Below are 20,938 nucleotides of genomic sequence, written 5' to 3'. Positions count from 1 at the left end.
CCACGAAGAAGCCGGGAAGAAGCCGGGGAGACAGAAGAAGCCGCGGAGACAGAAGAAGCCGGGGAGACAGGGGGCGTTCCTGTCTCCCCGGCTTCGTTCAGGGGGAGGTGTGGCCTGGGCCTACTTCAGGCCGTCGTTGATGGCGCTCACCAGCTCACCGTTCGCGGTGTCGCCGCTGAACTCCCAGAAGAAGGCGCCGCCGAGGCCCTGCTCCTTCGCCCAGGCCATCTTGGCGCGGATGGTCGCCGGGGTGTCGTACGACCACCAGTTGCTGCCGCAGTGCGCGTACGCGGTACCCGCGACCGTGCCGTTGGACGGGCAGGAGTTCTTCAGGATCTTGTAGTCCTCGATGCCCGCCTCGTACGTGCCCGGCGCGGCGCCGGTAGCCGTGCCGCCCGGTTCCTTCTGGGTGACACCCGTCCAGCCGCGGCCGTAGAAGCCGATGCCGAGCAGGAGCTTCTTGGCCGGTACGCCCTTGGCCTTCAGCTTGTTGATGGCCGCCGCGGAGTTGAAGCCGCCCTTGGGGATGCCCGGGTAGTCGGTGAGCGGCGAGTGCGGCGCCGTCGGGCCCTTGGCGTCCCAGGCGCCGAAGAAGTCGTACGTCATCACGTTGTACCAGTCGGTGTACTGCGCGGCGCCGCCGTAGTCGGCGGAGTCGATCTTGCCGCCGGGGGAGGCGTCGGCGGTGATGGCGGCGGTGACGAGGTTGTCGGCGCCGAACCTGTTCCGGAACGCCTGCGTCATCGTCTTCATCACGGCCGGGCCGCTGGTGTCACAGCTCAGGCCGCAGGCGTTGGGGTACTCCCAGTCCAGGTCGATGCCGTCGAAGACGTCGGCCCAGCGCGGGTCCTCGACCAGCTTGTAGCAGGAGTCCGCGAACGCCGCCGGGTTCTTCATGGCGTCGGTGAAGCCGCCGGACCAGGTCCAGCCGCCGAACGACCAGAGGACCTTGATGTGCGGGTACTTGGCCTTCAGCTTGCGGAGCTGGTTGAAGTTGCCGCGCAGCGGCTGGTCCCAGGTGTCGGCGACGCCGTCGACGGACTGGTCGGCGGTGTACGCCTTGTCGTAGTCGGCGTAGGCGTCACCGATGGTGCACTTGCCGCCCTGGACGTTGCCGAACGCGTAGTTGATGTGCGTGATCTTCTCGGCGGAGCCGGAGGAGACGATGTTCTTGACGTGGTAATTGCGCTGGTAGACGCCCCAGTTGGTGAAGTATCCGAGCTTCACCTTGTCGCCGGGTCCCGGGCCCGGGTCGCCGCCCGTGGTGCGCACCTTCACCGAGCCGCTGGCGGGCCCGGTCTGGTCGGCGGTGTCACGGGCCTGGACGCTGTACGAGTAGTCGGTGCCCGCGGTGAGCCCGGAGTCGGCGTACGACGTGCCGGTCACCGTCGCGACCTTGGCGCCGTCGCGCAGGACGTCGTAGTTCTTGATGCCCTTGTCGTCCGTGGCGGCCTTCCAGTCCAGCTTCACCGAGGTGTCGGTGATGCCGGACGCGGTCGGGGTGCCGGGGGCGGAGGGCGCGCTGTCGCCGGGCTGGCCGCCGCCGTCACAACTCTCGCCGTTGAGCAGGCAGTTGGACGGGGAGCCGGGGCCCGAGCCGTTGAAGCCGAAGGAGACGGTGGCCCCGGGGGCGAGCGAGCCGTTCCAGCCGAGGTTCTTCGCGGTCCACTTGTCGCCCGAGTTGGTGACGGTCGCGTCCCAGGCCGACGTCACCTTGGTGCCGGCGGGGAAGTCCCACGCGACGGTCCAGGAGCTGAGTGCGGTGGTGCCGGTGTTCTTGATCGTCCACTTGCCCTCGAAGCCGGTGCCCCAGTCCTGGGTCTTGGCGTACGTGGCGGTGGCCGTGGCGGCGGCCTTCGCGGCCTGCGGTGCGGCGTCCGGGGCCGCCTCTGCGTTGCCTCCGAGGGCCACCAGAGTGGCGAACGGGAGCAGCAAGGTCGTGAGTCCCGCGATGATCCGGTGTCTGGATCGGTGTCTGACGCGCAAGGTGTGCTCCTCGGGTGAGTTCCGGGGGTGGGGGTTGGAACCCTGCGACGCCCGTGAGCACGGAGTGTGTGTCCTGTGCCTGACATGTGCCCACCGCAGTGCGGTGAGAATAGAAAGGTCTGGACCAGGGGTCAAGGGTCTGAACCAATGCCCGAAGAGCGGGAGTTGGCCGGACAAGGGTGGAAATAGCCCGTCCGGCGCTTGAGGACGAGGCCGTCAGGCCGATCGGCGGTCAGCCCGACCGCGGGACAGGTCAGACCCCCAGCTCCTGGGCGAGCACCGCCGCCTGAACTCTGCTGCGCAGCTCCAACTTGCCCAGCAGGCGGCTCACATGGGTCTTCACCGTGGCTTCCGCCATATCCAAGCGCCCCGCGATCTCCGCGTTGGAGAGGCCTTCGCCCAGACAGGAGAGGACTTCGCGCTCACGCCGAGTGAGAGTGTCGAGCACCGCCGGATCCACGGTGCTGCCCTCGCGCGGCGTACGGCGCGGCGTGGCGAACTCCGCGATCAGCCGGCGGGTGACGGCAGGCGCGATCAGCCCCTCGCCGCGCGCGACCGTGCGCACCGCCTCCAGCAGATCCCGCGCCTCCGTGTTCTTCAGCAGGAACCCGGACGCGCCCGCGCGCAGCGCCCCGAAGACGTACTCGTCCAGGTCGAACGTGGTCAGCACGAGCACGTCCGCGAGCCGCTCGGCCACCACCTGGCGGGTCGCCGAGACGCCGTCGAGGCGCGGCATCTGTACGTCCATGAGGACCAGGTCGGGCCGCAGCTCCCGGGCGAGGGCCACCGCCTGTTCGCCGTCCGCGGCCTCCCCGACGACCTCCATGTCGGGCGCGCTGCGCAGGATCAGGACCAGGCCCGCCCGCACGGCGGACTGGTCCTCGGCGACGAGCACGCGGATCATTCGGGAACTCCTTGGTCCTTGGGGTCTACGGGCAGGCGGGCCTCGACCCGCCAGACTTTCGCGCCGGGCACGTCCGGATGCGCCTCGGGGCCGGACTCGAAGGTGCCGCCGAGCAGCCCGGCCCGCTCCTCCATGCCGACGAGCCCGGCCCCGGACCCCGGCGCCCGCGGCCCGCGCACCTCCCCGTACGGGCTGGTCACGCGCACGCGCAGCGCACCCGGCTGCTGGGCCAGGAACACGGTGACCAGGCCGGGCGCCGCGTGCTTGAGGGCGTTGGTGAGGGACTCCTGGACGATGCGGTACGCGGCCAGCTCGACCGGCGCGGGCAGGGGGGCGTCGTCCGGGGCGCGGGTGTCGTCGAGGCGGACGTCCAGGCCGTTGGTCCGGGCGTTCTCGAGGAGGGAGCCGAGGCCGTCGAGGGTGGGCGCGGCGGCCGGTTCCAGGTCGCCGCTGGAGTCGCGCAGGATGCCGATGAGGCGGCGCATCTCGTCCAGGCCCGCGACGCTGTTCTCACGGATGACGGTGAGCGCGTCCTTGGTCGTCCGCGGGTCGTCCAGGGACAGCGCGGCCGTGGAGTGGATGGCGATCGCCGACAGGTGGTTGGCGACCATGTCGTGCAGCTCGCGGGCCATCCGCGCGCGCTCGGCGGTGACGGCCTGGGTGCGGTCCATCTCGGCGAGCAGGGCGGTCTGCTCGGCGCGCAGCCGAGCCAGGTCCGCGGCCTCCCGGTGGCTGCGGACGAGGACGCCCGTGGTCGCGGGTGCGAACGACACCAGGGCGACGAGGGCGCCGATGAGGATGGCCTCCGGCTCCCGGAACCAGGCCAGGAAGCCGACGGTGACCGCCACCGTGATCAGCCCCGTGGCGACGGGGATGCGCCGGGCCGCGGCGGGCGTGCCGAACACCACGGCGGCGTACACGAGATCCGTGAACATCACGATCGTCGCCAGATTCCCCGCCGTGAACTGGTCGGCGACCAGCGTGAAGGTGCCCGCGACCAGCGCGAACTGCGGCGCCGTACGGCGGGTCAGCTCCAGGCCCGCCATGACGCACAGCGGCAGCAGCGACCAGCCTTGGCCGAGCGGCCGGTCCTGCTGCATGGGAAGGCCGAGTCCCCACAGCGCGACACCGCTGAGCAGGCTGACCACACAGATGCGTACGTCGACGACGTCCGGGCGGCGGGCGAGCGGCAGGCGCATGACTCCATCCAACACGGCGGGCGGCGCCCGGGCCTCCCTATGCCGGGTGAAGCCCGAGTACATCGAAGTATGCAGCCGCACTTCGTCACTGGCGACGATGATCCGCGCGCCCCCGGCCGGGAGCCTGGAGAAGTGACCGAGAAAACCAGCGAGGCCGGGAGGAACGAGCCGTGATCGTCACCCTGATCATCATCTGCGAGGTGGGCTTCTGGGTGCTCCTGGCCGCGGGCCTCGCCACCCGCTATCTGCTGAAGATGCCGCGCCTCGGCGCCGCGATCCTGCTCCTGGAACCGCTGCTCGAGCTGGTTCTGCTGGTCGTCACCGCCCTCGACCTCAAGAACGGCGCCGACCCGAGCTGGAAGCACGGCCTCGCCGCCGTGTACATCGGATACACCGTCGGCCACGGCCACCGCACCATCAAGTGGCTCGACGGCCACGCGGCCCACCGCTTCCACGGCACGCCGGTGCCGCGCCGGCCGCGCTACGGCTGGGCCCGCGCCCGGCACGAGGGCAAGACGTGGCTCGGCACGGTCGTCGCGGCGGCGGTCGCCACCGGTCTGCTGCTGCTCGCCATGTGGTACGTCGACGACCCGAGCCGCACGTCGTCCCTGGAGTCCTGGATGCACACTGCATGGCGCGCGGCCGGCATCCACGGCCTGGTCGCGCTGAGCTACGCCCTGTTCCCGAAGAAGGGCCCGGCCGGGGGCACGGGGGAGCGGGACGAGCGGCCGCACGACCTCACCAAGGTCTAGCGACAGCGTCAGCGTTCCCCGCCCGGCACCCACAGCACGTCGCCGACCTCCTTGTTCGCCGTCCTCGCCAGGATGAACAGGAGGTCGGAGAGGCGGTTGAGGTAGGTCGCGGTGAGCGGGTTCATCGTCTCGCCGTGCGCCTCCAGGGCCGCCCACGTCGAGCGCTCGGCCCGCCGCACCACCGTGCACGCCTGGTGCAGGAGCGCCGCGCCCGGTGTGCCGCCCGGCAGGATGAAGCTGCGCAGCTTCTCCAGGTCCTCGTTGAAGCGGTCGCAGTCCGCCTCCAGCTTGTCGACGTAGGACTGCTCGACGCGCAGCGGCGGGTACTTCGGGTCCTCGACGACCGGCGTGCACAGGTCCGCGCCCACGTCGAAGAGGTCGTTCTGGACCCGGGTGAGGACCTTCACGACCTCCGCGCCGAGGCCGCCGAGCGCGATGGCCGTGCCGATGGCGGCGTTGGCCTCGTTGGCGTCCGCGTACGCGGCGATCCTGAGGTCGGTCTTGGCGGTCCGGCTCATGTCGCCGAGGGCCGTGGCGCCCTGGTCGCCGGTCCGTGTGTAGATGCGCGTCAGATTGACCATGCGGCCAGCGTAGTGAGCGCCTCCGACGCCCGCGAAGGCACTCTTGGACTTCCCTGTCGGGGCCGCCCCTTACGGGGCTACCGGGACCGTCAGGTCCCGCCGTCCCCGTGAGCCCGGGTGCCGAGGGCCACGGCGAGCACCGTGAAGCCCACGGCCACCAAGGCCCCGTACAGCATCGACGCAGTCGCGTACTCACCGACGTACGCGTCGCGCACCGCGTCCACGAGATAGCGGAACGGCATGAAGTGCGAGAGCACGTCGAGCCAGCCGGGCGCGAGCGCCATCGGCAGCATCAGGCCGGACAGCAGCATGGACGGCATGGCGAGCGCGTTGACCATCGGGCCGAACGACTGCGGGGCGGCGACCTTCAGCGCGAGCGCGTACGACAGCGAGGCGAGCGCGCAGGTCAGCAGGGCCACGAAGGCGAAGCCGAGCAGGATCCCGGCGAGCGGCGCGCGCAGCCCCATCACCAGCGCGGCGAGCACGAGCAGCACCGACTGGAAGACGAACAGCGCGGCGTCCCGCAGCAGCCGCCCGAGCAGCAGCGCGAGCCGGCTCACCGGCGTCACGCGCAGCCGCTCCACCACGCCCCAGTTGTTCTCCAGGATGAGCGCGAAGCCGCTGAACGAGGCGCCGAACAGGCTGAGTTGGAGCAGCAGGCCGGGCACCAGGATCTGCCAGGAGTCGCCGCGCGAGCCCAGCGGCATGTCGGTGAGCAGCGGCCCGAAGAAGAGCAGGTAGAGCAGCGGCATCAGGGCGCCGAAGAGCATCTGGAACTTCGAGCGCAGGGTCTGGCGGGCGTAGCGCCGGAACAGCAGCGCGGTGTCGTGGAACAGCATGGCGGTGTCCTGGTGTCTGTTTCTGTCTTTGGCGGGCTGGTCGCTAGACGGCGACGGGAGTGGCGTCGACGGGGGCCGGGGCGCGCCCGGTGATGGCGAGGAAGGCGTCCTGAAGCGAGGCATCGGGCGATCCCGCGTAGCGCTCCTTGAGCGCGGCCGGGGTGCCTTCGGCGGCGACCACACCCTTGTCCACGACGACGATCCGGTCCGCGAGCGCGTCCGCCTCGTCCAGGTAGTGGGTGGTGAGGAAGACGGTCGTGCCGTGCGTGTCGCGCAGCTCCCGCACCAACTGCCACAGGTCGGCGCGGCTGGCCGGGTCGAGCCCGGTCGTCGGCTCGTCCAGGAAGAGCAGTTCGGGGCGGTGGGTGAGGCCGAGGGCGATGTCGAGCCTGCGCCGCTGGCCGCCGGAGAGGGCGGCGGTCCTGCGGTCGAGCAGCTCGGTGAGGCCGAGGTCCGCCGCCAACTCGGCGGCGCGGGCGGTCGCTTCGGCCTTCGTCAGGCCGTAGAGCCGCCCCTGGAGGACGAGTTCGTCGCGCACGGTCTCCTGCGGGTCGACGCCGCCGGACTGGGCGACGTACCCGATCTTCTTCCGTACGGCGGCGGGGTTCCGGCGCAGGTCGACGCCCGCGACGGTGGCGGCGCCGCCGGTGGGCGCGAGCAGGGTGGTGAGCATCCGCAGCGTGGTGGTCTTGCCCGCGCCGTTGGGGCCCAGGAAGCCGAGGATCTCGCCGGGGGCGACGGTGAGGTCGATGCCGCGCACGGCTTCGACGGGGCCCGCTTTCGTGGAGAACGTCTTGGCCAGTCCGGCCGTGCTGATGATTGCCATGGAGACCACAAAAACAGAGACTCTTAAATTTTGCAATGTGCCCAAGTTTTCATCGAGCCCAGCAAAGTTACGATGAGGGCATGGCTGACGGACAGGGAGAGCGGCGTCATGGCTGAGGGGCTCAGGGAGCGCAAGAAGCGGCAGACCAAGCAGCGCATCTCCGACATCGCGACCGGGCTCTTCCTGGAGCACGGCTTCGTGACGGTGACCGTCGCGGAGGTCGCCGACGCCGCGGACGTGTCGGTCAACACCGTCTACAACTACTTCCCGGCCAAGGAGGACCTGTTCCTCGACCGCGGCGAGGAGGTCGTCGACCGGCTCTCCCGGTGGGTGCGCGGGCGGCCGGTGGGGGAGTCGTGCGCCGACGCGGTCCTGCGCGAGCTGCGCGCCCAGGTCGAGGGCGTCTCGCCGGCCGTCGGGCTCTTCGACGGGTACGCCGACTTCATGAAGGTCATCACCGAGTCGACGGCGCTGCGCTCGCGCCTGTGGGCCATCCAGCAGGAGAGCCTGAAGGACCTGGCGGCCACGCTGCGCGACGAGGCGGGCCCCGTCCCCGGCCGGCTTCCCGAACTCGTCGCGGGACAGCTCCACTGGCTGAACGCCACCGTCTTCGGCGTGATCGGCGAGGAGATGAGCAAGCGCCGCCCCATCGACGAGGTCTCCCGCGAGGCCCTCGTCCTCATCGACGAGATGGAGGACCTCCTCGGCGAGAAGGTCCTCAACTACGGGATCCGCACGGCCACATGACGCCCTGACGGCCCCCGCCGGACCCCTGTCGCGCCCCTGCCCGTGTGATGTCCGTCAAATGGGACGTGGCGTGCGTCTCTTCACCGCCCCACGGCCGCTCACGGGCGCTAATGTCCGCTCAAGAGCGAAACGTAAACAGCGTGTAAGAGCTCAGTCGTACGCAGGTAAGGGGAGTCGTAACGTGGCACGGAAGCTCGCCGTCATCGGAGCCGGACTCATGGGGTCCGGCATCGCCCAGGTCTCCGCCCAGGCGGGCTGGGACGTCGTCCTACGCGACGTCACCGACGAGGCGCTGACCCGCGGCACCGACGGCATCAAGGCCTCGTACGAGAAGTTCGTCGGCAAGGGCAAGCTCGACGCCGCCGACGCGGAAGCCGCCCTCGGCCGCATCACCACCACCACCGACCTGGACGCCGCCGCCGACGCGGACGTCGTCGTCGAGGCCGTCTTCGAGAAGCTCGAGGTCAAGCACGAGATCTTCCGGACGCTCGACAAGCTCGTGCGCGACGAGACGGTGCTCGCCTCCAACACCTCCGCCATCCCGATCACCAAGATCGCGGCCGTGACGGAGCGGCCGGAGCGCGTCGTCGGCGCCCACTTCTTCTCGCCGGTCCCGATGATGCAGCTCTGCGAACTGGTCCGCGGCCACAAGACGAGCGACGAAACCCTCGCCGCCACCCGCGAGTTCGCCGAGTCCGTCGGCAAGACCTGCATCGTCGTCAACCGCGACGTCGCGGGCTTCGTCACCACCCGCCTCATCTCGGCGCTCGTCGTCGAGGCGGCCAAGCTGTACGAGTCGGGCGTCGCCAGCGCCGAGGACATCGACATCGCCTGCAAGCTCGGCTTCGGCCACGCCATGGGCCCGCTCGCGACCGCCGACCTCACCGGCGTCGACATCCTGCTGCACGCCACCGAGAACATCTACACCGAGTCCCAGGACGAGAAGTTCGCCCCTCCGGAGCTGATGCGCCGGATGGTTGACGCCGGTGACATCGGACGCAAGAGCGGGCAGGGCTTCTACAAGCACTGACGCCTCATACCGACACCTGTGCGCTCCCGGGATCACCCCTCGGGGTGAATTCGGTATCGGTTCGCTTACAGACGGCAACTTCCGTACCCGAGCGGCCGTCAGTTGCTGTGACATACACAGACGCCTCGCGGCACAGGCGTCACATACGACACCGCACTCTTGGGGAGCGCATATGCACATCAGGGGCGACCAGGCCCAGCTGGTCGTCGGGGGACGCCTCGACGTACGCAGCGCGGCGGACGCCCGTACGGTCCTGCACTCGGCCGTCGACGACGGCGCCGGCGACCTGGTGCTCGACCTGTCCGAACTCGACTCGTGGGACGCCACGGGACTCGGCGTCATCATGGGCGCGCACCGCCGCGCAGGACGATGCGGGCGCCGGCTCGTGCTGCGCGGTGTGCCCCCGCAGATGCAGCGACTCCTCGTCGCCACCCGGCTGCACCGCATCCTCGCCATCGAAGGCGGCATCGGGGTCGAATCGCTCCCGCGCGTGTAACGCGCACAATCCTCACGAGACTGTGACGTCTCGGGCTGGGCGGTACCCCGCCCTCCGCATAGATACTGAGGACGGTTTAGGGTTCGGTCGCCTGCCGATGGACGAACCCGCACGGGGGGCACCGGACCAGAAGCGACAGCGCGGTGTGCCCAAGGCCGGAGGGGGCTTCGCACACACGACGCATCTGGGGGGCTAGGACGATGGACCCGATGAACACGGGACCGGAAGAGTACGGCCACGACGGTGACGGCCGCGAAGACGCGAGCCCCGGCCGCGAAGGCATCGACGACGACAGCGCGGCGCGCGCGTCCGGCGAGGCGTACGAAGCACGCCCGCCGCAGGACGCCCCGCCGGGTCCGCCGGGTCCACAGGGCCCGCCGGGCCCGAGCACCCCGGCCACGGCCGACTTCGGGCCGCCCGCGGTCGCCCGCACCGTCCAAGTGGTGTCCGGCGACTTCCTGCTCACCGTGAACCCCGTCGACGGCAGCGAGATAGAACCCTGCCCGCCGGGAGAGCAGCCCGGACGCCCGCGCAAGCACACCGCCGCCGAGCGCGACGAACGCCGCCGCGCCGCGCTGCCGCCCGTGCCGCCGGGACCCGCCCTGCCGCGGCTGCCCCTGCTCGAACGGCAGGAGGAACGCGAACGCCTGGTGCGGCTGCTCGCGCGCGGGCGCTCCGTGCGCCTCACCGGCCCTGCCGGAGCCGGCCGCACCGCGCTGCTCGCCGCCGTCGCCGAGGACTGCGCGGACCTCGCCCCCGACGGCGTGGTCCGCCTCAGCGGCTACCACCGCACGGTGAACGACCTGCTGTACGACCTCTTCGCCACCGTCTACGACGCGCCGCTGCACCGCCCCGACGGGACCCTGCTGCGCGAACTGCTCCGCGACGTCGGCGCCGTCGTCGTCCTCGACGACCTGGAGTTCGGCGGCGCCGCCCTCGAAGAGCTCCTGGACGCCACACCCGAGTGCGCCTTCCTCGTGTCCGCGACGCCCGACGTCGCCGCCCCGGCGCCCGAGTCCCACCTCGAAGAGGTCTTCCTCGGCGGGCTCGGCCGCGGCGGCGGCCTGGAACTCCTGGAGCGCGTCGTCGGCCGCGTCCTGACCGACGACGAGGCCAACTGGGCCGGCGACCTCTGGTTCGAGTCCGAGGGACTGCCGCTGCGCTTCGTCCAGGCCGGCGCCCTGCTGCGGCAACGCGACCAGCTGCGGGCCGACCCGACGGCCTTCGACGCGTACGGAAACTACGACGGCTCCGGCGCCGCCCCCTACGACGCCCCGTTCGACGCGGGCGACGGACACGACGTACCGCTGCCGTCCCTCGCCGACGGCGCCGCGCCCGCGGCCCTGCTCGCCTCCCGGCTGAGCGCGTCCGCGCGCGCCGCGCTCCGCTTCGCCGTGGCGCTCGGCGGCGAACTGCCGCACCCGGCCCACCTGCCCGCGCTCGTCGGCGACACCCACGCCGACGCGGCGCTCGCGGAACTGGTCGACTGCGCCCTGGTCACCCCGGTCGGCGGGCACTACCGGCTCGCGGCCGGGGTGCGGACCCAGCTCGAGAGCGCCGGGTACGCCGACGACGCCGCCGCGAACGCCCAGTCCGCCGCCCAGCACTACGCCTGGTGGTCCGGGCACCCCTCGGTGGGCCCCGAACGGGTCGCCGCCGAGGCCGACGCGGTCCTCGCGGCGCTCGCCGCGCTGATCAACGGGCCGGGCGTCGGGGCCGACAGCGGCGCCGCCGAGCCGTCCGCCGCGGTGCTGCTCGCCCGCAACGTCGCGCCCGCCTTCGCCGGCGGACTGCACTGGGGCGCCTGGGAGCGGGCCCTGCGGTCCGGCCAGGAGGCCTCGCGCACCTCCGGCGAGGTCGCCGAAGAGGCCTATTTCCACCACGAGTTGGGCATCCTCGCGCTCTGCGTGGGCCGTCTCGACCGGGCCCGCGCCGAACTGGAGGCGTCCATCGGGCTGCGCGGCGCGCTCGCCGACAAGCGCGGCATGATCGCCGGGCGCAGGGCCCTCGCCCTGGTCGCCGACCGCTCGGGCGGCGTGCTGCCCGGCGGCGGCCAGGCCACGGCAGGCGAAGAGGTGCCCGACGCCCGCTACGAGGAATCGGCGTCGCCGCCCGGCGGAGTCCCCGCGGCTTTCGCGGGCGCCGCGCTGCCCGCCCCGCCGCCCGAGCCCGACACCCTCGTGACCCAGCAGGCCGGCCCCGCCGGGGCCGCGTCCGGCGCGGGCGCGGCGCCCGCGCCCAACCGCCGCTCCATCGTGCGGGGCACGCGGCGCAATCTGGCCGCGGCCGGGGCGGGCGCGGTGCTCGTCGCGGTCCTCGGCACCGTGGTGACGCTCGGCGCGACCTCCGACAAGGACGAGGGCCCGCCCGACCGGGTGCGCACCGACCAGTCGGCGAGCACGGACGACGAGGGCGGCGGCCTCGACGCCGACAAGCCGAGCAAGGACTCCACGTCCCGCCCGACCGACCCGGGCAAGGACGGCGTGCCCGGCACCTCGGACGACCCGACGCCCAGCACCGGCGGCACGCCCTCGCAGAGCGACGACGACGACCCGAAGGACCCGTCCGACAAGCCCAGCGGCAAGCCGTCGGACAAGCCGAGCGACAAGCCGACCAAGCCCACGGACGGGCCCACCAAGCCGACGGACAAGCCGACCAAGCCCACGAAGCCGCCCACGACGCCACCGACGACCCCGCCCACCACTCCGCCGACGACGCCGCCGACCACCCCGCCGACGACGCCGTCCTCACCGGATACGTCCAACTCGGCCGGCGGCCCGCCGGCGTCGAGCCCGGCGAGCAGCGCCTCGGCGACGAGTGACACGTCCGGTTCGCCGAGCGGATCCGGCCCGGGACCGTCCACGATGATCTGACGCGACGTACGCGGGCGGTCCGACGCGACGTACCCGTCGTCCGTGGTCGTAGGTCGTCGTACGTCCAAGAGGTGCCGCGCCTACGCGAAAGGGGCCGGATCCCTACGGGAATCCGGCCCCTTTCCCTACGTGCGTCGGGACGGTCCGCTCAGAACAGGCGGAGCTTGTCGTCCTCGATGCCGCGCAGCGCGTCGTAGTCGAGGACCGCGCAGCCGATGCCGCGGTCCGTGGCGAGCACCCGTGCCTGCGGCTTGATCTCCTGGGCGGCGAAGATGCCCTTGACCGGCGCCAGGTGCGGGTCGCGGTTCAACAGTTCCAGGTAGCGGGTCAGTTGCTCGACGCCGTCGATCTCGCCGCGGCGCTTGATCTCGACCGCGACGGTCTGCCCGTCGGCGTCGCGACAGAGGATGTCGACCGGGCCGATCGCCGTCATGTATTCGCGGCGGATCAGTGAGTAGCCCTCGCCGAGGGTCTCGATCCGGTCGGCGAGCAACTCCTGAAGGTGTGCTTCCACGCCGTCCTTGATGAGGCCCGGGTCCACGCCCAGTTCGTGCGAGGAGTCGTGGAGGACTTCCTCCATGGTGATGATGAGCTTCTCGCCCGCCTTGTTGATGACGGTCCACACTCCGGTGTCGTCGCCCGCGCCCTCCTTCAGGGTGCACGGCGGCGACATCCAGTTGAGGGGCTTGTAGGCCCGGTCGTCAGCGTGAATGGAGACGCTGCCGTCCGCCTTGACGAGGATCAGGCGGGGGGCCGACGGGAGATGGGCGGTGAGCCGGCCCGCGTAGTCCACGGAGCAGCGGGCGATGACGAGACGCATGGTCGGCAACGCTACTCGACGCGGGGTGGTCCAGCGAATTCCGTGGGCCCGGGACGGCTCCGGAGGCTTTGTGGGCCGCACCACTTGTCCAGCGATGAGCCCGTTCGATCCTGGCCGGTTATGCGCCCAATCTCCTGGTGCCCGCCCGGGCCGTTGCCTACCGTATAAGCAGGAGGTCGTCGCACGTGCACGCTGCGTATGCGAGCTCCTTCCCTGTCCGTAAGCCCCTGCTCCCTGGGGGTGCGAGAGGAGAACCCATGTCGCTCGACGTCTCACCGGCACTGTTGGAACAGGCCGAGCGAGGCGAGGTCGACGAAGCAGCTTTCGTCGACTGCGTCCGGACCTCCCTGCCTTACGCGTGGGAGATGATCAGCTCCCTGGTGGCCCAGTTGAAGGTCGACGGTGGAGAGTTCGCCGACAACCAGACGCCGCCGCCGGACGAGCAGGCGCGTGGCCAGCTGCTGCGCGCGCTCGCGAGTGACGCGATTCGCGGCGCCCTGCAGCGCCACTTCGGGGTCCGTTTGGCGTTCCAGAACTGCCACCGTGTGGCGGTGTTCCCGTTGGACGGCTCCGCGGACGACAGGCTGGCCAAGTTCACTTCCATCCGTGGCCAGTTGCTGAACCAGTCGCCCGAACTACGGGACTGCTGACGCCAGTTGCTGCCGCTCCGTGCGCGGGAGGTGTTTCAGTACCGGAGCGGCAGCTGGCGTGGGCGCCTTGTGCGGGTGCCCCCGGGGTGGGGGGTGCCTCTCTCGTTGGTCTGCCGGTTTGTGGGGGCTGGGCGCGCAGTTCCCCGCGCCCCTTCACGGCGCCCCTTCACGGCGCCCCTTCGGGGCGTCTGTTCGGGGCGCCGCTTCCTAGGTCAGCTGTGGGAGGACCTCTGTGCCCAGGCGGCGTACGTTGTCCTCTGTTGTTGCCAGGTCGCCTGAGCCCTCCACCAGTAGGGCGAAGCGTGTGATGCCTGTGCGTTCTGATGTTGCCGACAGGCGGTCCACGCATACCTGGGGTGTCCCCACGGGGTGGATGCCGCAGAGCAGTTCTGTGTATCCCAGCGGGTCGCGCATGGCGCGCACGCGGCCGTCCACGGTGACGTGCGCGTCCAGGCCGTACCGCAGCCAGCCCGGCATGGCCTTGGTGAGGGTTTCGGCCGCCTCCACGCGGCGGTCGGCGATCTGCACGACTCCCGCCGAGACGTGCGCGGCCTGCGCCACCTCGTCCGGCGTGCGCCCGGCCGCGCGCGCGTGCCTGCTCCACAACGCCACCATTTCGGCCTTCTCCTCGTCGCCCACGTGCATGCCGAGCAGCATCGGCAGACCGCGGGCGGCGGCGAGCCGGACGCTCGACGGCGAGGTGCACGCCACGACCACCTCGGGGCCGGAGGGCGGCGCGGGCCGCTCCGGCGCGGACTGCTCCGGCGGGGCGGGCAGGTCCGGGAACGGGCCCTGCGACTCCGGCGGCGCCGACAGCGCCTCCTGCGGGCGCGGCACGACCGCCACGTCACGGAAGGCGAACCGCCCGCCGGGCCCGGCCACCCGCGGCGCCCCGCTGAGCCAGCGCAGCAGCAGGTCGAGCGATTCCGGGAACCCCTTCTCGTACGCCTCGATGCCCGCGCCGAATACCTCCAGGTCCACCCAGGGCCCGCCGCGCCCCACGCCCAGCGAGAAGCGGCCGCCCGAGGTGAGGTGCAGCAGCGCGGCCTGCTCGCCGAGTGCCACCGGGTGGGCGGTGGGCAGTACGCTCACGGCGGTGCCGACGCGGATGCGGCGGGTGCGCCCGAGCAGCAGGGCCGCGAGCGTGATCGCGGAAGGACAGGTGCCGTACGGCACGAAGTGGTGCTCCGCGAGCCAGGCGGAGTCGAGCCCCGCCTCCTCGGCCACTTCCACCGAACGCACCGCGCGGTGCAGTGCTTCCCCATGGCCCTGGCCCGGGAACTGGGCGGCCAGCACAAAACTTCCTAAGCGCATCGAACTTCCTGCCTCCTTGGCACCGACGCAGGCACTCCCCTACCGGCAACAACGCATGACAAGTGCCAAGGGCACGGCTTGGCATGCAGATTGGCAGATTTTCTGCTCGGGGCAGGGGGGATCTGTGGGGGTTGGTGAAGGACGTCTACCCCTCTGTACGGTGCGTAGGCTGGGCGTACGTCTGCCCACTGTCCCACCGCCTGCCACCCAGTCCTCGTGAGGTGTCCTGTGTCGCCGCGTCGTAACCGCCCCAAGGGCGCCGGAGATCCCAGGCCGGGCCAAGGTCCCCAGGAGGCGGAGCCGCCCGGCCGCTACGGCGGCTTCCAGCGTGCCGAGAGCTGGCAGGGCGAGGAGTGGAGCGTGCGGCACGTGGCGGGCGCGAGCGCGAACGGCAAGACCTACCGCTGCCCGGGCTGCGACCAGGAGATCCCCTCCCGGTTCGCGCACGTGGTCGCCTGGCCCGAGCACTCGGGCGTGGACGAGCGCAGACACTGGCACACGGCGTGCTGGAACGCGAAGGACCGCCGCACCACGCGGGTGCAGCGGTCTCGTAACGCGCCGAGGTATTAGCCCCCGGCGCCCGCCGGGGTACTGGCCCCGGCGGGCTGTTCGTGCTCAGACGTCGCGCTTCTCCAGGAGCGCGAAGGCGCCGACGACGGCGGCGGCCGTGACGACGACGAGCAGCACCAGCTGTCCCGAGCCGCTGCTGCTGTCGGGGCCGTCGATCTGGAAGACCGCGGCGAGCGAGTTGATCGCGTTGTAGTCGGCCATCTTCTCGCCGAGCTTCTGGGTGCTCTCCCAGATGCCCAGGAACCCGGGCAGGATCGCCGGTACGAGAACCACGCCGAGCATCGTCGTGATGGCGCCCGCGGAGTGGCGCAGCATGGAGCCGACGGCGAGCGCGAGCACGCCGAGCAGCGAGACGTACAGGGCGCCCTTGAGGACCGTGCCGCCCCACGGGATGTCGCCCGCCTCCGGGCCGCTGTGCGCGCCCGACGCCATCAGGCCCACCAGGAGGATCGAGCCCGCGGACGCGACGAAGGCGACCACGAAGAAGATCAGGGCCTTCGCCGCCAGGACGCGGTGGCGCTGCGGCGAGGCGGTGAAGGTGGTGCGGATCATGCCGGTGCCGTACTCGGACGACGTCACCAGGACGCCCAGCGTGATCAGGCAGATCTGGCCGAGCATCAGGCCGAAGAACGCCGGGACGGTGAACGGCACGTCCTGGTAGTCGTCGGCCTGCGTGTTCGCGACCGCGAGCAGGCCGATGCCGATGACCAGGATCAGGAAGATGCTCAGCGTCCACACCGTGGAGCGGACCGACTTGATCTTCGTCCACTCGGAGGCGAGGGCGTGCCCGAGGTTGGTCTTCTTGATCGGGATCGGCGAGGTGTAGGCGTTGCTCATCGCCTGCTGCCAGGCCGACGGCGGGGCCGGGGCGGCGGGCGCGGGCGGCGGGGCGGGCACCATGGCTGGCGGGCCCTGCGGGGCGGCCATGGCGCCCGCGTAGGCCTGCTGGGGCTGCTGGGCGGGGGCCTGGGGCTGCTGGGGCTGCGCCTGCGGCTGCTGCGGAGTCGGAGGCGTGGTCATCGGGATTCCTCGTTGTCGGTGGCGCGCTTGGTCATCTCGGGGGCGGGGGCGGGGGCACCGGCCGGGGGCTGGGGGGCCGCGGCGTACGGGTTCGCGTCGCCGGGGGCCGCGCCGGGCGCGCCCTGCGGCATCGCGAAGGGCTGACCGCCCTGCTGGGGCGGCGGCGGGGCGTACCAGCCGTGCTGGCCCTGGCCGGGCACGGGAAGCTGCGGCTGCGGCATCGCGCCGGGCGGGAGCTGCTCCTGCAGGCCCGCGCGCTGGTCGATCGTCGAGCGGTAGTCGACGGCGCCCTGCGTCATGCGCATGTACGCCTCTTCCAGCGAGGCCTGGTGCGGCGAGAGCTCCCACAGGCGGACGTCCGCGCCGTGCGCGAGGTCGCTGATGCGGGGCAGCGGCAGGCCGGTGACGCGCAGCGCGCCGTCCTGCTCGGGCAGCACCTGGCCGCCGGCCTCGGTGAGCGCGGCGGTCAGCTTCTCGCGCTGCTGCGGGTCGGTGTCCGGGGTGCGCACCCGGGCGAAATCGGCGGAGTTCGCCGAGATGAAGTCCGTGACGCTCATGTCGGCGAGCAGCTGCCCGCGGCCGATGACGATGAGGTGCTCGGCGGTGAGGGCCATCTCGCTCATCAGGTGCGAGGAGACGAAGACGGTGCGCCCCTCCGCCGCGAGGGACTTCATCAGGTTGCGCACCCAGAGGATGCCCTCGGGGTCGAGGCCGTTGACCGGCTCGTCGAAGAGCAGCACCTGGGGGTCGCCCAGCAGCGCCGCGGCGATGCCGAGCCGCTGGCCCATGCCGAGCGAGAAGCCCTTGGAGCGCTTCCTCGCCACCTCCTGGAGGCCGACGACACCGAGCACCTCGTCCACGCGCCGGGCCGGGATGCCGGAGAGCTGGGCGAGGCACAGCAGGTGGTTGCGGGCGTGCCGGCCGCCGTGCACCGCCTTGGCGTCGAGCAGCGCGCCGACCTGGCGGGGCGCGTTCGGCAGCTTTCGGTACGGGTAGCCGCCGATCGTCACCTGCCCCTGCGAGGGCGCGTCGAGCCCGAGGATCATGCGCATCGTCGTGGACTTGCCGGACCCGTTGGGGCCGAGGAAGCCGGTCACGGTGCCGGGCCGCACCTGGAAGGAAAGGTTGTACACGGCTGTCTTGGCGCCGTAGCGCTTCGTCAGGCCGACTGCCTCGATCATTCTCCGCACCCATCGAATGGTTCAGGACGTCGGGGCACACGCCCCCGTAAGGGTTAGGAGGATATCTGTGAACTGACGGTTCCAGCCAAGAGCGGGTAAAACCTCGCCCTTCGGCTAAGCATCTCGCTTCTTTAGTAGTACGTAACCGCCGATCAGTGCCGCCACCGTCCAGGCCGCCATGATGCCGAGGCCGCCCCACGGGCCGTACGGAGTGGCGTCGTCGAACGGCTTCTTGACCTGCATGATCTTGCTGCCGGCCTGGTCGGGCAGGTAGCGGCCGACCTTCTTCGTGGCCCCGACATTGCCCAGGATGTTGGAGATCAGGAAGAAGAACGGCATCAGGATGCCGAGCGAGAGCATCGGGCTGCGCAGCATCGCGGCGACGCCCATCGAGAACATGGCGATGAGCGTCATGTAGAGCCCGCCGCCGATGACCGCCCGCAGCACGCCCGGGTCGCCGATCTGCGCCTTGTACTCGCCGAGCATCGCCTGGCCGAGGAAGAACGCGGCGAAGCTGGTGGCGAGGCCGACCACGAGCGCGAGCACCGTGGCGACCGCGACCTTGCTGAACAGGAAGGTGGCGCGCTGCGGGACGGCCGCGAGCGAGGTGCGGATCATGCCGGTGCTGTACTCGTTCGAGACCACCAGGACACCGAAGACGATCATCGCGAGCTGCCCGAGGGACATCCCGGCGAAGCTGATGAACGTCGGGTCGAAGGTGATCTTGTCCTCGCGGCTGAGGTTGTCGTAGTCGTTCTTCGACAGGATGCTGATCAGCATGCCGAGGGCGATCGTGACGACGACGGCGAGGCCGAGCGTCCACACCGTCGAGGAGACCGAGCGGATCTTGGTCCACTCCGACTTCAGTACCTGCGTCGCGGCCATGGGTCACTTCCCCTTCCGCGGCTGCTGCCAGCCGGATCCCCAGCCCTGACCTGGAGCCTGTCCCGGCGCCTGGCCGGGCGCCTGGCCAGGCGTCTGTCCCGGGGGCGGCCCGCCGGCCGGTGCCCCACCGGCTGCCGCGTCGCCGGGGCCCTGGTGGTCCGCGTGCGCGTGGTACTCCACCGACTCCGCCGTGAGCTGCATGAAGGCTTCCTCCAACGACGCCTGCTGTGGGCTGAGTTCATGCAGGACTAGCTGGTGCTGCGCGGCGAGCTCACCGAGCTGCTCCGGCCCGGTGCCGTCCACTTCGAGCGTGCCGCCCGCCGCCTCGACGGCGGTGATCCCGGCCTGGTGCAGCACGTCGAGCAGCCGCTCGCGCTGCGGGGAGCGCAGCCGGACGTAGGACCGCGAGTTCTGCCGGATGAAGTCCGCCATGGAGGTGTCGGCGAGGAGGCGGCCCTGGCCGATGACGACGAGGTGGTCGGCGGTGAGGGCCATCTCGCTCATCAGGTGCGAGGAGACGAAGACCGTACGGCCCTGGGAGGCGAGGGATTTCATCAGGTTCCGGATCCAGTGGATGCCCTCGGGGTCGAGGCCGTTGACCGGCTCGTCGAACATCAGGATCTCGGGGTCACCGAGCAGCGCGCCCGCGATGCCCAGGCGTTGGCCCATGCCGAGCGAGAACCCCTTCGCCTTCTTCTTGGCGACCGGCGTCAGACCCACGGTGTCCAGGACCTCGTGCACCCGCGCGCGCGGAATGCCGTTGGACTGCGCGAGGCACAGCAGGTGGTTGAAGGCGCTGCGGCCGCCGTGCATGGCCTTGGCGTCCAGGAGCGCGCCGATGTACTTCAGCGGATCCTTCAGCTGCGCGTAGTGCTTGCCGTCGATGCGCACATCGCCCGCGGTCGGGTTGTCGAGACCGAGCAGCATCCGCATCGTCGTCGACTTGCCGGCGCCGTTCGGCCCGAGGAAGCCCGTGACGATGCCCGGGTGGACGGTGAAGGTGAGGTTGTTGACGGCGACCTTCTCGCCGTACCGCTTGGTCAGCCCCTCGAGCTCGATCATGCGCACACGCTAAAACGGGACGAAGCCCCCTGCCACTTGGCGTGACAGGGGGCTTCGGTGCGTTCACCCCGTGCTGATGTGCTCCGCCTCAGCGGCTCTGCTGTGCCGGAACCCCCCGCGAGATCGGCTCGTCCTCGGCGGGCGTGCCCGCGGCGGCGACGGCCGCGCCGGTGAGCGTCGCGAGCATCTCGCGGACGTTCGTGAGCTGCGCGTTGATCGAGTCGCGGCGGTTGGTGAGGGCCGCGAGCTCGCGCTCCGACTCGCTGCGGATGCGGTCCGCCTTGGCGTTGGCGTCGGCGACGATGTCCTCGGCCTGGCGCTGTGCGGTCTCGACGGTCTGGCGGGCGCGGCGCTCGGCGTCCGTGCGCAGCTTCTCCGCCTCCAGGCGGAGCTGCTCCGCGCGGTGCTCGATCTCCGCGAGGCGCTTCTCGGCCTTGGCCTGACGGGACGCCAGGTCGCGCTCGGACTGCTCGCGGCGCTTGGCGAGGTTCGTCTCGAAGTCGGCGGCGGCCTGGGCGGCCTTCGCGCGGGTCTCCTCGAAGAGGGCGTCCGCCTCCTCGCGCTTGGACTGCGCGTCCTTCTGCGCCTCGGCACGCAGCGCGTTCGCCTCGCCCTTGGCCTTCTCGACGATGCGGACGCCCTCGTCCTCGGCCTTGGACTTGCGCTCGGCGGCGAACGACTCGGCGTCGTTGCGCACCTGCTGGGCGGCGGACTCGGCGAGCTCACGGTGCTGCTCAGCCGCGCGCCGCGCCTCCTCGCGCAGGTCCTTCGCCTCCTCCTCGGCGAGGCGGAGGATCTTCTCGACGCGGGCACCGAGACCGGCGTACGACGGCTCGGCGTCGGCGACCTGGGCCTGGGCGTTCTGCGTCTCGAGGTGGAGCTCCTCGATGCGCTTTTCCAGAGCAGTGATTCGAGTGAGAGCGGAGTCACGGTCGGAGACGAGCTTGGAGATACGTTCGTCCACCTGAGCGCGGTCGTACCCACGCCGCACAAGCTCGAAGCCGTAGGGGGAAGTGTCGCTCATGGGGTTCCTGTCGAATGAGACCGGGTGAGGTGATAGAGGGAATCCTAGGGGGCGTTGCGGCGTGTCATCGAGCGTATGCCCGTTTGATCTGGAGAATGACACCCCTTTTGAGTGGCTAACCGGCAGACTGCTTGCCAGCGACAGTGCCGAAGGTCCTTGCCGAGCACGGAACTGGCCCT

General features: G+C 71.2%; 20 protein-coding genes. 7 read left to right on the top strand and 13 right to left on the bottom strand.

Annotated features, from left to right (window positions below):
• Positions 1-120: 120 nt before the first annotated feature.
• The 3 genes from AC0KTA_RS11635 to AC0KTA_RS11625 all read right to left on the bottom strand — a co-directional run bounded on the left by AC0KTA_RS11635 (position 121) and on the right by AC0KTA_RS11625 (position 4,089).
• Positions 121-1,986: a glycosyl hydrolase family 18 protein gene (locus tag AC0KTA_RS11635; RefSeq protein WP_481055046.1), complete on the bottom strand. Its 1,866-nt coding sequence runs from the start codon at positions 1,984-1,986 to the stop codon at positions 121-123.
• 253 nt (positions 1,987-2,239) lie between these two features.
• Complete coding sequence (locus AC0KTA_RS11630; protein ID WP_481055045.1) at positions 2,240-2,890, bottom strand: response regulator; 651 nt, start codon at positions 2,888-2,890, stop codon at positions 2,240-2,242.
• Entirely contained in the window at positions 2,887-4,089 is a 1,203-nt protein-coding gene (locus AC0KTA_RS11625) for a sensor histidine kinase (protein ID WP_481055044.1), read from the bottom strand. The genes AC0KTA_RS11630 and AC0KTA_RS11625 overlap by 4 nt, the downstream gene beginning before the upstream one ends.
• Before the next feature lie 170 nt (positions 4,090-4,259).
• On the opposite strand from AC0KTA_RS11625, the gene AC0KTA_RS11620 reads away from it, so the two are divergent.
• Positions 4,260-4,841 carry a hypothetical protein gene (locus AC0KTA_RS11620; RefSeq protein ID WP_481055043.1) on the top strand — a complete coding sequence of 194 codons (582 nt, stop codon included), beginning with the start codon at positions 4,260-4,262 and terminating at the stop codon, positions 4,839-4,841.
• Between the two features lie 8 nt (positions 4,842-4,849).
• Here the strand turns inward: AC0KTA_RS11620 and AC0KTA_RS11615 are convergent, their stop codons facing one another.
• From AC0KTA_RS11615 to AC0KTA_RS11605, 3 genes are all read right to left on the bottom strand, one after another.
• On the bottom strand, positions 4,850-5,422 hold the full coding sequence (locus AC0KTA_RS11615) for a cob(I)yrinic acid a,c-diamide adenosyltransferase (RefSeq protein ID WP_481055042.1): 573 nt from the start codon (positions 5,420-5,422) through the stop codon (positions 4,850-4,852).
• A gap of 89 nt (positions 5,423-5,511) precedes the next feature.
• On the bottom strand, positions 5,512-6,261 hold the full coding sequence (locus AC0KTA_RS11610) for an ABC transporter permease (protein WP_481055041.1): 750 nt from the start codon (positions 6,259-6,261) through the stop codon (positions 5,512-5,514).
• Between the two features lie 43 nt (positions 6,262-6,304).
• Complete coding sequence (locus AC0KTA_RS11605; RefSeq protein WP_481055040.1) at positions 6,305-7,087, bottom strand: ABC transporter ATP-binding protein; 783 nt, start codon at positions 7,085-7,087, stop codon at positions 6,305-6,307.
• 108 nt (positions 7,088-7,195) lie between these two features.
• Between AC0KTA_RS11605 and AC0KTA_RS11600 the strand changes: the two genes are divergently transcribed.
• The 4 genes from AC0KTA_RS11600 (at position 7,196) to AC0KTA_RS11585 (ending at position 12,233) form a co-directional block, all read left to right on the top strand.
• Positions 7,196-7,834 carry a TetR/AcrR family transcriptional regulator gene (locus tag AC0KTA_RS11600; RefSeq protein ID WP_481055039.1) on the top strand — a complete coding sequence of 213 codons (639 nt, stop codon included), beginning with the start codon at positions 7,196-7,198 and terminating at the stop codon, positions 7,832-7,834.
• 181 nt (positions 7,835-8,015) lie between these two features.
• Entirely contained in the window at positions 8,016-8,864 is an 849-nt protein-coding gene (locus AC0KTA_RS11595; protein ID WP_481055038.1) for a 3-hydroxyacyl-CoA dehydrogenase family protein, read from the top strand.
• Between the two features lie 172 nt (positions 8,865-9,036).
• Complete coding sequence (locus tag AC0KTA_RS11590; protein ID WP_030361223.1) at positions 9,037-9,360, top strand: STAS domain-containing protein; 324 nt, start codon at positions 9,037-9,039, stop codon at positions 9,358-9,360.
• 200 nt (positions 9,361-9,560) lie between these two features.
• Positions 9,561-12,233: an ATP-binding protein gene (locus tag AC0KTA_RS11585; RefSeq protein WP_481055037.1), complete on the top strand. Its 2,673-nt coding sequence runs from the start codon at positions 9,561-9,563 to the stop codon at positions 12,231-12,233.
• Positions 12,234-12,381: 148 nt separating this feature from the next.
• Here the strand turns inward: AC0KTA_RS11585 and nucS are convergent, their stop codons facing one another.
• Positions 12,382-13,053: an endonuclease NucS gene (gene nucS / locus AC0KTA_RS11580; RefSeq protein ID WP_481055036.1), complete on the bottom strand. Its 672-nt coding sequence runs from the start codon at positions 13,051-13,053 to the stop codon at positions 12,382-12,384.
• A 257-nt stretch (positions 13,054-13,310) separates the two neighbouring features.
• On the opposite strand from nucS, the gene AC0KTA_RS11575 reads away from it, so the two are divergent.
• A complete protein-coding gene (locus tag AC0KTA_RS11575; protein ID WP_398120657.1) occupies positions 13,311-13,703 on the top strand; it encodes an SCO5389 family protein in 393 nt (130 codons plus the stop codon).
• Between the two features lie 207 nt (positions 13,704-13,910).
• Here AC0KTA_RS11575 and AC0KTA_RS11570 read toward each other — a convergent pair whose 3' ends face one another.
• A complete protein-coding gene (locus tag AC0KTA_RS11570) occupies positions 13,911-15,017 on the bottom strand; it encodes an LLM class flavin-dependent oxidoreductase (protein ID WP_481055035.1) in 1,107 nt (368 codons plus the stop codon).
• A gap of 228 nt (positions 15,018-15,245) precedes the next feature.
• On the opposite strand from AC0KTA_RS11570, the gene AC0KTA_RS11565 reads away from it, so the two are divergent.
• Entirely contained in the window at positions 15,246-15,587 is a 342-nt protein-coding gene (locus AC0KTA_RS11565) for an ATP/GTP-binding protein (protein ID WP_481055034.1), read from the top strand.
• 45 nt (positions 15,588-15,632) lie between these two features.
• On the opposite strand, the gene AC0KTA_RS11560 is transcribed toward AC0KTA_RS11565, so the two are convergent.
• The 5 genes from AC0KTA_RS11560 to AC0KTA_RS11540 form a co-directional block, all read right to left on the bottom strand.
• Positions 15,633-16,487 carry an ABC transporter permease gene (locus AC0KTA_RS11560; protein WP_481056388.1) on the bottom strand — a complete coding sequence of 285 codons (855 nt, stop codon included), beginning with the start codon at positions 16,485-16,487 and terminating at the stop codon, positions 15,633-15,635.
• 116 nt (positions 16,488-16,603) lie between these two features.
• Positions 16,604-17,788 carry an ATP-binding cassette domain-containing protein gene (locus tag AC0KTA_RS11555; RefSeq protein WP_481055033.1) on the bottom strand — a complete coding sequence of 395 codons (1,185 nt, stop codon included), beginning with the start codon at positions 17,786-17,788 and terminating at the stop codon, positions 16,604-16,606.
• A gap of 114 nt (positions 17,789-17,902) precedes the next feature.
• Positions 17,903-18,673 (bottom strand): ABC transporter permease, encoded by a 771-nt coding sequence (locus AC0KTA_RS11550; RefSeq protein ID WP_481055032.1) that lies wholly within the window; start codon positions 18,671-18,673, stop codon positions 17,903-17,905.
• A gap of 3 nt (positions 18,674-18,676) precedes the next feature.
• Positions 18,677-19,735, bottom strand: a complete 1,059-nt coding sequence (locus AC0KTA_RS11545; RefSeq protein WP_481055031.1) for an ABC transporter ATP-binding protein — start codon at positions 19,733-19,735, stop codon at positions 18,677-18,679.
• Positions 19,736-19,823: 88 nt separating this feature from the next.
• Positions 19,824-20,759, bottom strand: coding sequence for a coiled-coil domain-containing protein (locus AC0KTA_RS11540; RefSeq protein ID WP_016642338.1), 936 nt, complete (start codon positions 20,757-20,759; stop codon positions 19,824-19,826).
• Positions 20,760-20,938: the final 179 nt, after the last annotated feature.

The sequence above is a fragment of the Streptomyces sp. Y309 genome (genome assembly GCF_056712025.1).
The sequence above is the reverse complement of the archived record's forward strand: the minus strand, read 5'-3'. Positions and strand labels throughout refer to the sequence as shown.

What these genes read in the sequence shown, in the direction of transcription:
- AC0KTA_RS11625 (WP_481055044.1), bottom strand. Translation starts at nt 4,089, where the DNA reads ATGCGCCTGCCGCTCGCCCGCCGCCCGGACGTCGTCGACGTACGCATC.
- AC0KTA_RS11630 (WP_481055045.1), bottom strand. Translation starts at nt 2,890, where the DNA reads ATGATCCGCGTGCTCGTCGCCGAGGACCAGTCCGCCGTGCGGGCGGGC.
- nucS (WP_481055036.1), bottom strand. Translation starts at nt 13,053, where the DNA reads ATGCGTCTCGTCATCGCCCGCTGCTCCGTGGACTACGCGGGCCGGCTC.
- AC0KTA_RS11560 (WP_481056388.1), bottom strand. Translation starts at nt 16,487, where the DNA reads ATGGTGCCCGCCCCGCCGCCCGCGCCCGCCGCCCCGGCCCCGCCGTCG.
- AC0KTA_RS11545 (WP_481055031.1), bottom strand. Translation starts at nt 19,735, where the DNA reads ATGATCGAGCTCGAGGGGCTGACCAAGCGGTACGGCGAGAAGGTCGCC.
- AC0KTA_RS11570 (WP_481055035.1), bottom strand. Translation starts at nt 15,017, where the DNA reads ATGCGCTTAGGAAGTTTTGTGCTGGCCGCCCAGTTCCCGGGCCAGGGC.
- AC0KTA_RS11540 (WP_016642338.1), bottom strand. Translation starts at nt 20,759, where the DNA reads ATGAGCGACACTTCCCCCTACGGCTTCGAGCTTGTGCGGCGTGGGTAC.
- AC0KTA_RS11590 (WP_030361223.1), top strand. Translation starts at nt 9,037, where the DNA reads ATGCACATCAGGGGCGACCAGGCCCAGCTGGTCGTCGGGGGACGCCTC.
- AC0KTA_RS11605 (WP_481055040.1), bottom strand. Translation starts at nt 7,087, where the DNA reads ATGGCAATCATCAGCACGGCCGGACTGGCCAAGACGTTCTCCACGAAA.
- AC0KTA_RS11610 (WP_481055041.1), bottom strand. Translation starts at nt 6,261, where the DNA reads ATGCTGTTCCACGACACCGCGCTGCTGTTCCGGCGCTACGCCCGCCAG.
- AC0KTA_RS11575 (WP_398120657.1), top strand. Translation starts at nt 13,311, where the DNA reads ATGTCGCTCGACGTCTCACCGGCACTGTTGGAACAGGCCGAGCGAGGC.
- AC0KTA_RS11550 (WP_481055032.1), bottom strand. Translation starts at nt 18,673, where the DNA reads ATGGCCGCGACGCAGGTACTGAAGTCGGAGTGGACCAAGATCCGCTCG.
- AC0KTA_RS11585 (WP_481055037.1), top strand. Translation starts at nt 9,561, where the DNA reads ATGGACCCGATGAACACGGGACCGGAAGAGTACGGCCACGACGGTGAC.
- AC0KTA_RS11555 (WP_481055033.1), bottom strand. Translation starts at nt 17,788, where the DNA reads ATGATCGAGGCAGTCGGCCTGACGAAGCGCTACGGCGCCAAGACAGCC.
- AC0KTA_RS11615 (WP_481055042.1), bottom strand. Translation starts at nt 5,422, where the DNA reads ATGGTCAATCTGACGCGCATCTACACACGGACCGGCGACCAGGGCGCC.
- AC0KTA_RS11600 (WP_481055039.1), top strand. Translation starts at nt 7,196, where the DNA reads ATGGCTGAGGGGCTCAGGGAGCGCAAGAAGCGGCAGACCAAGCAGCGC.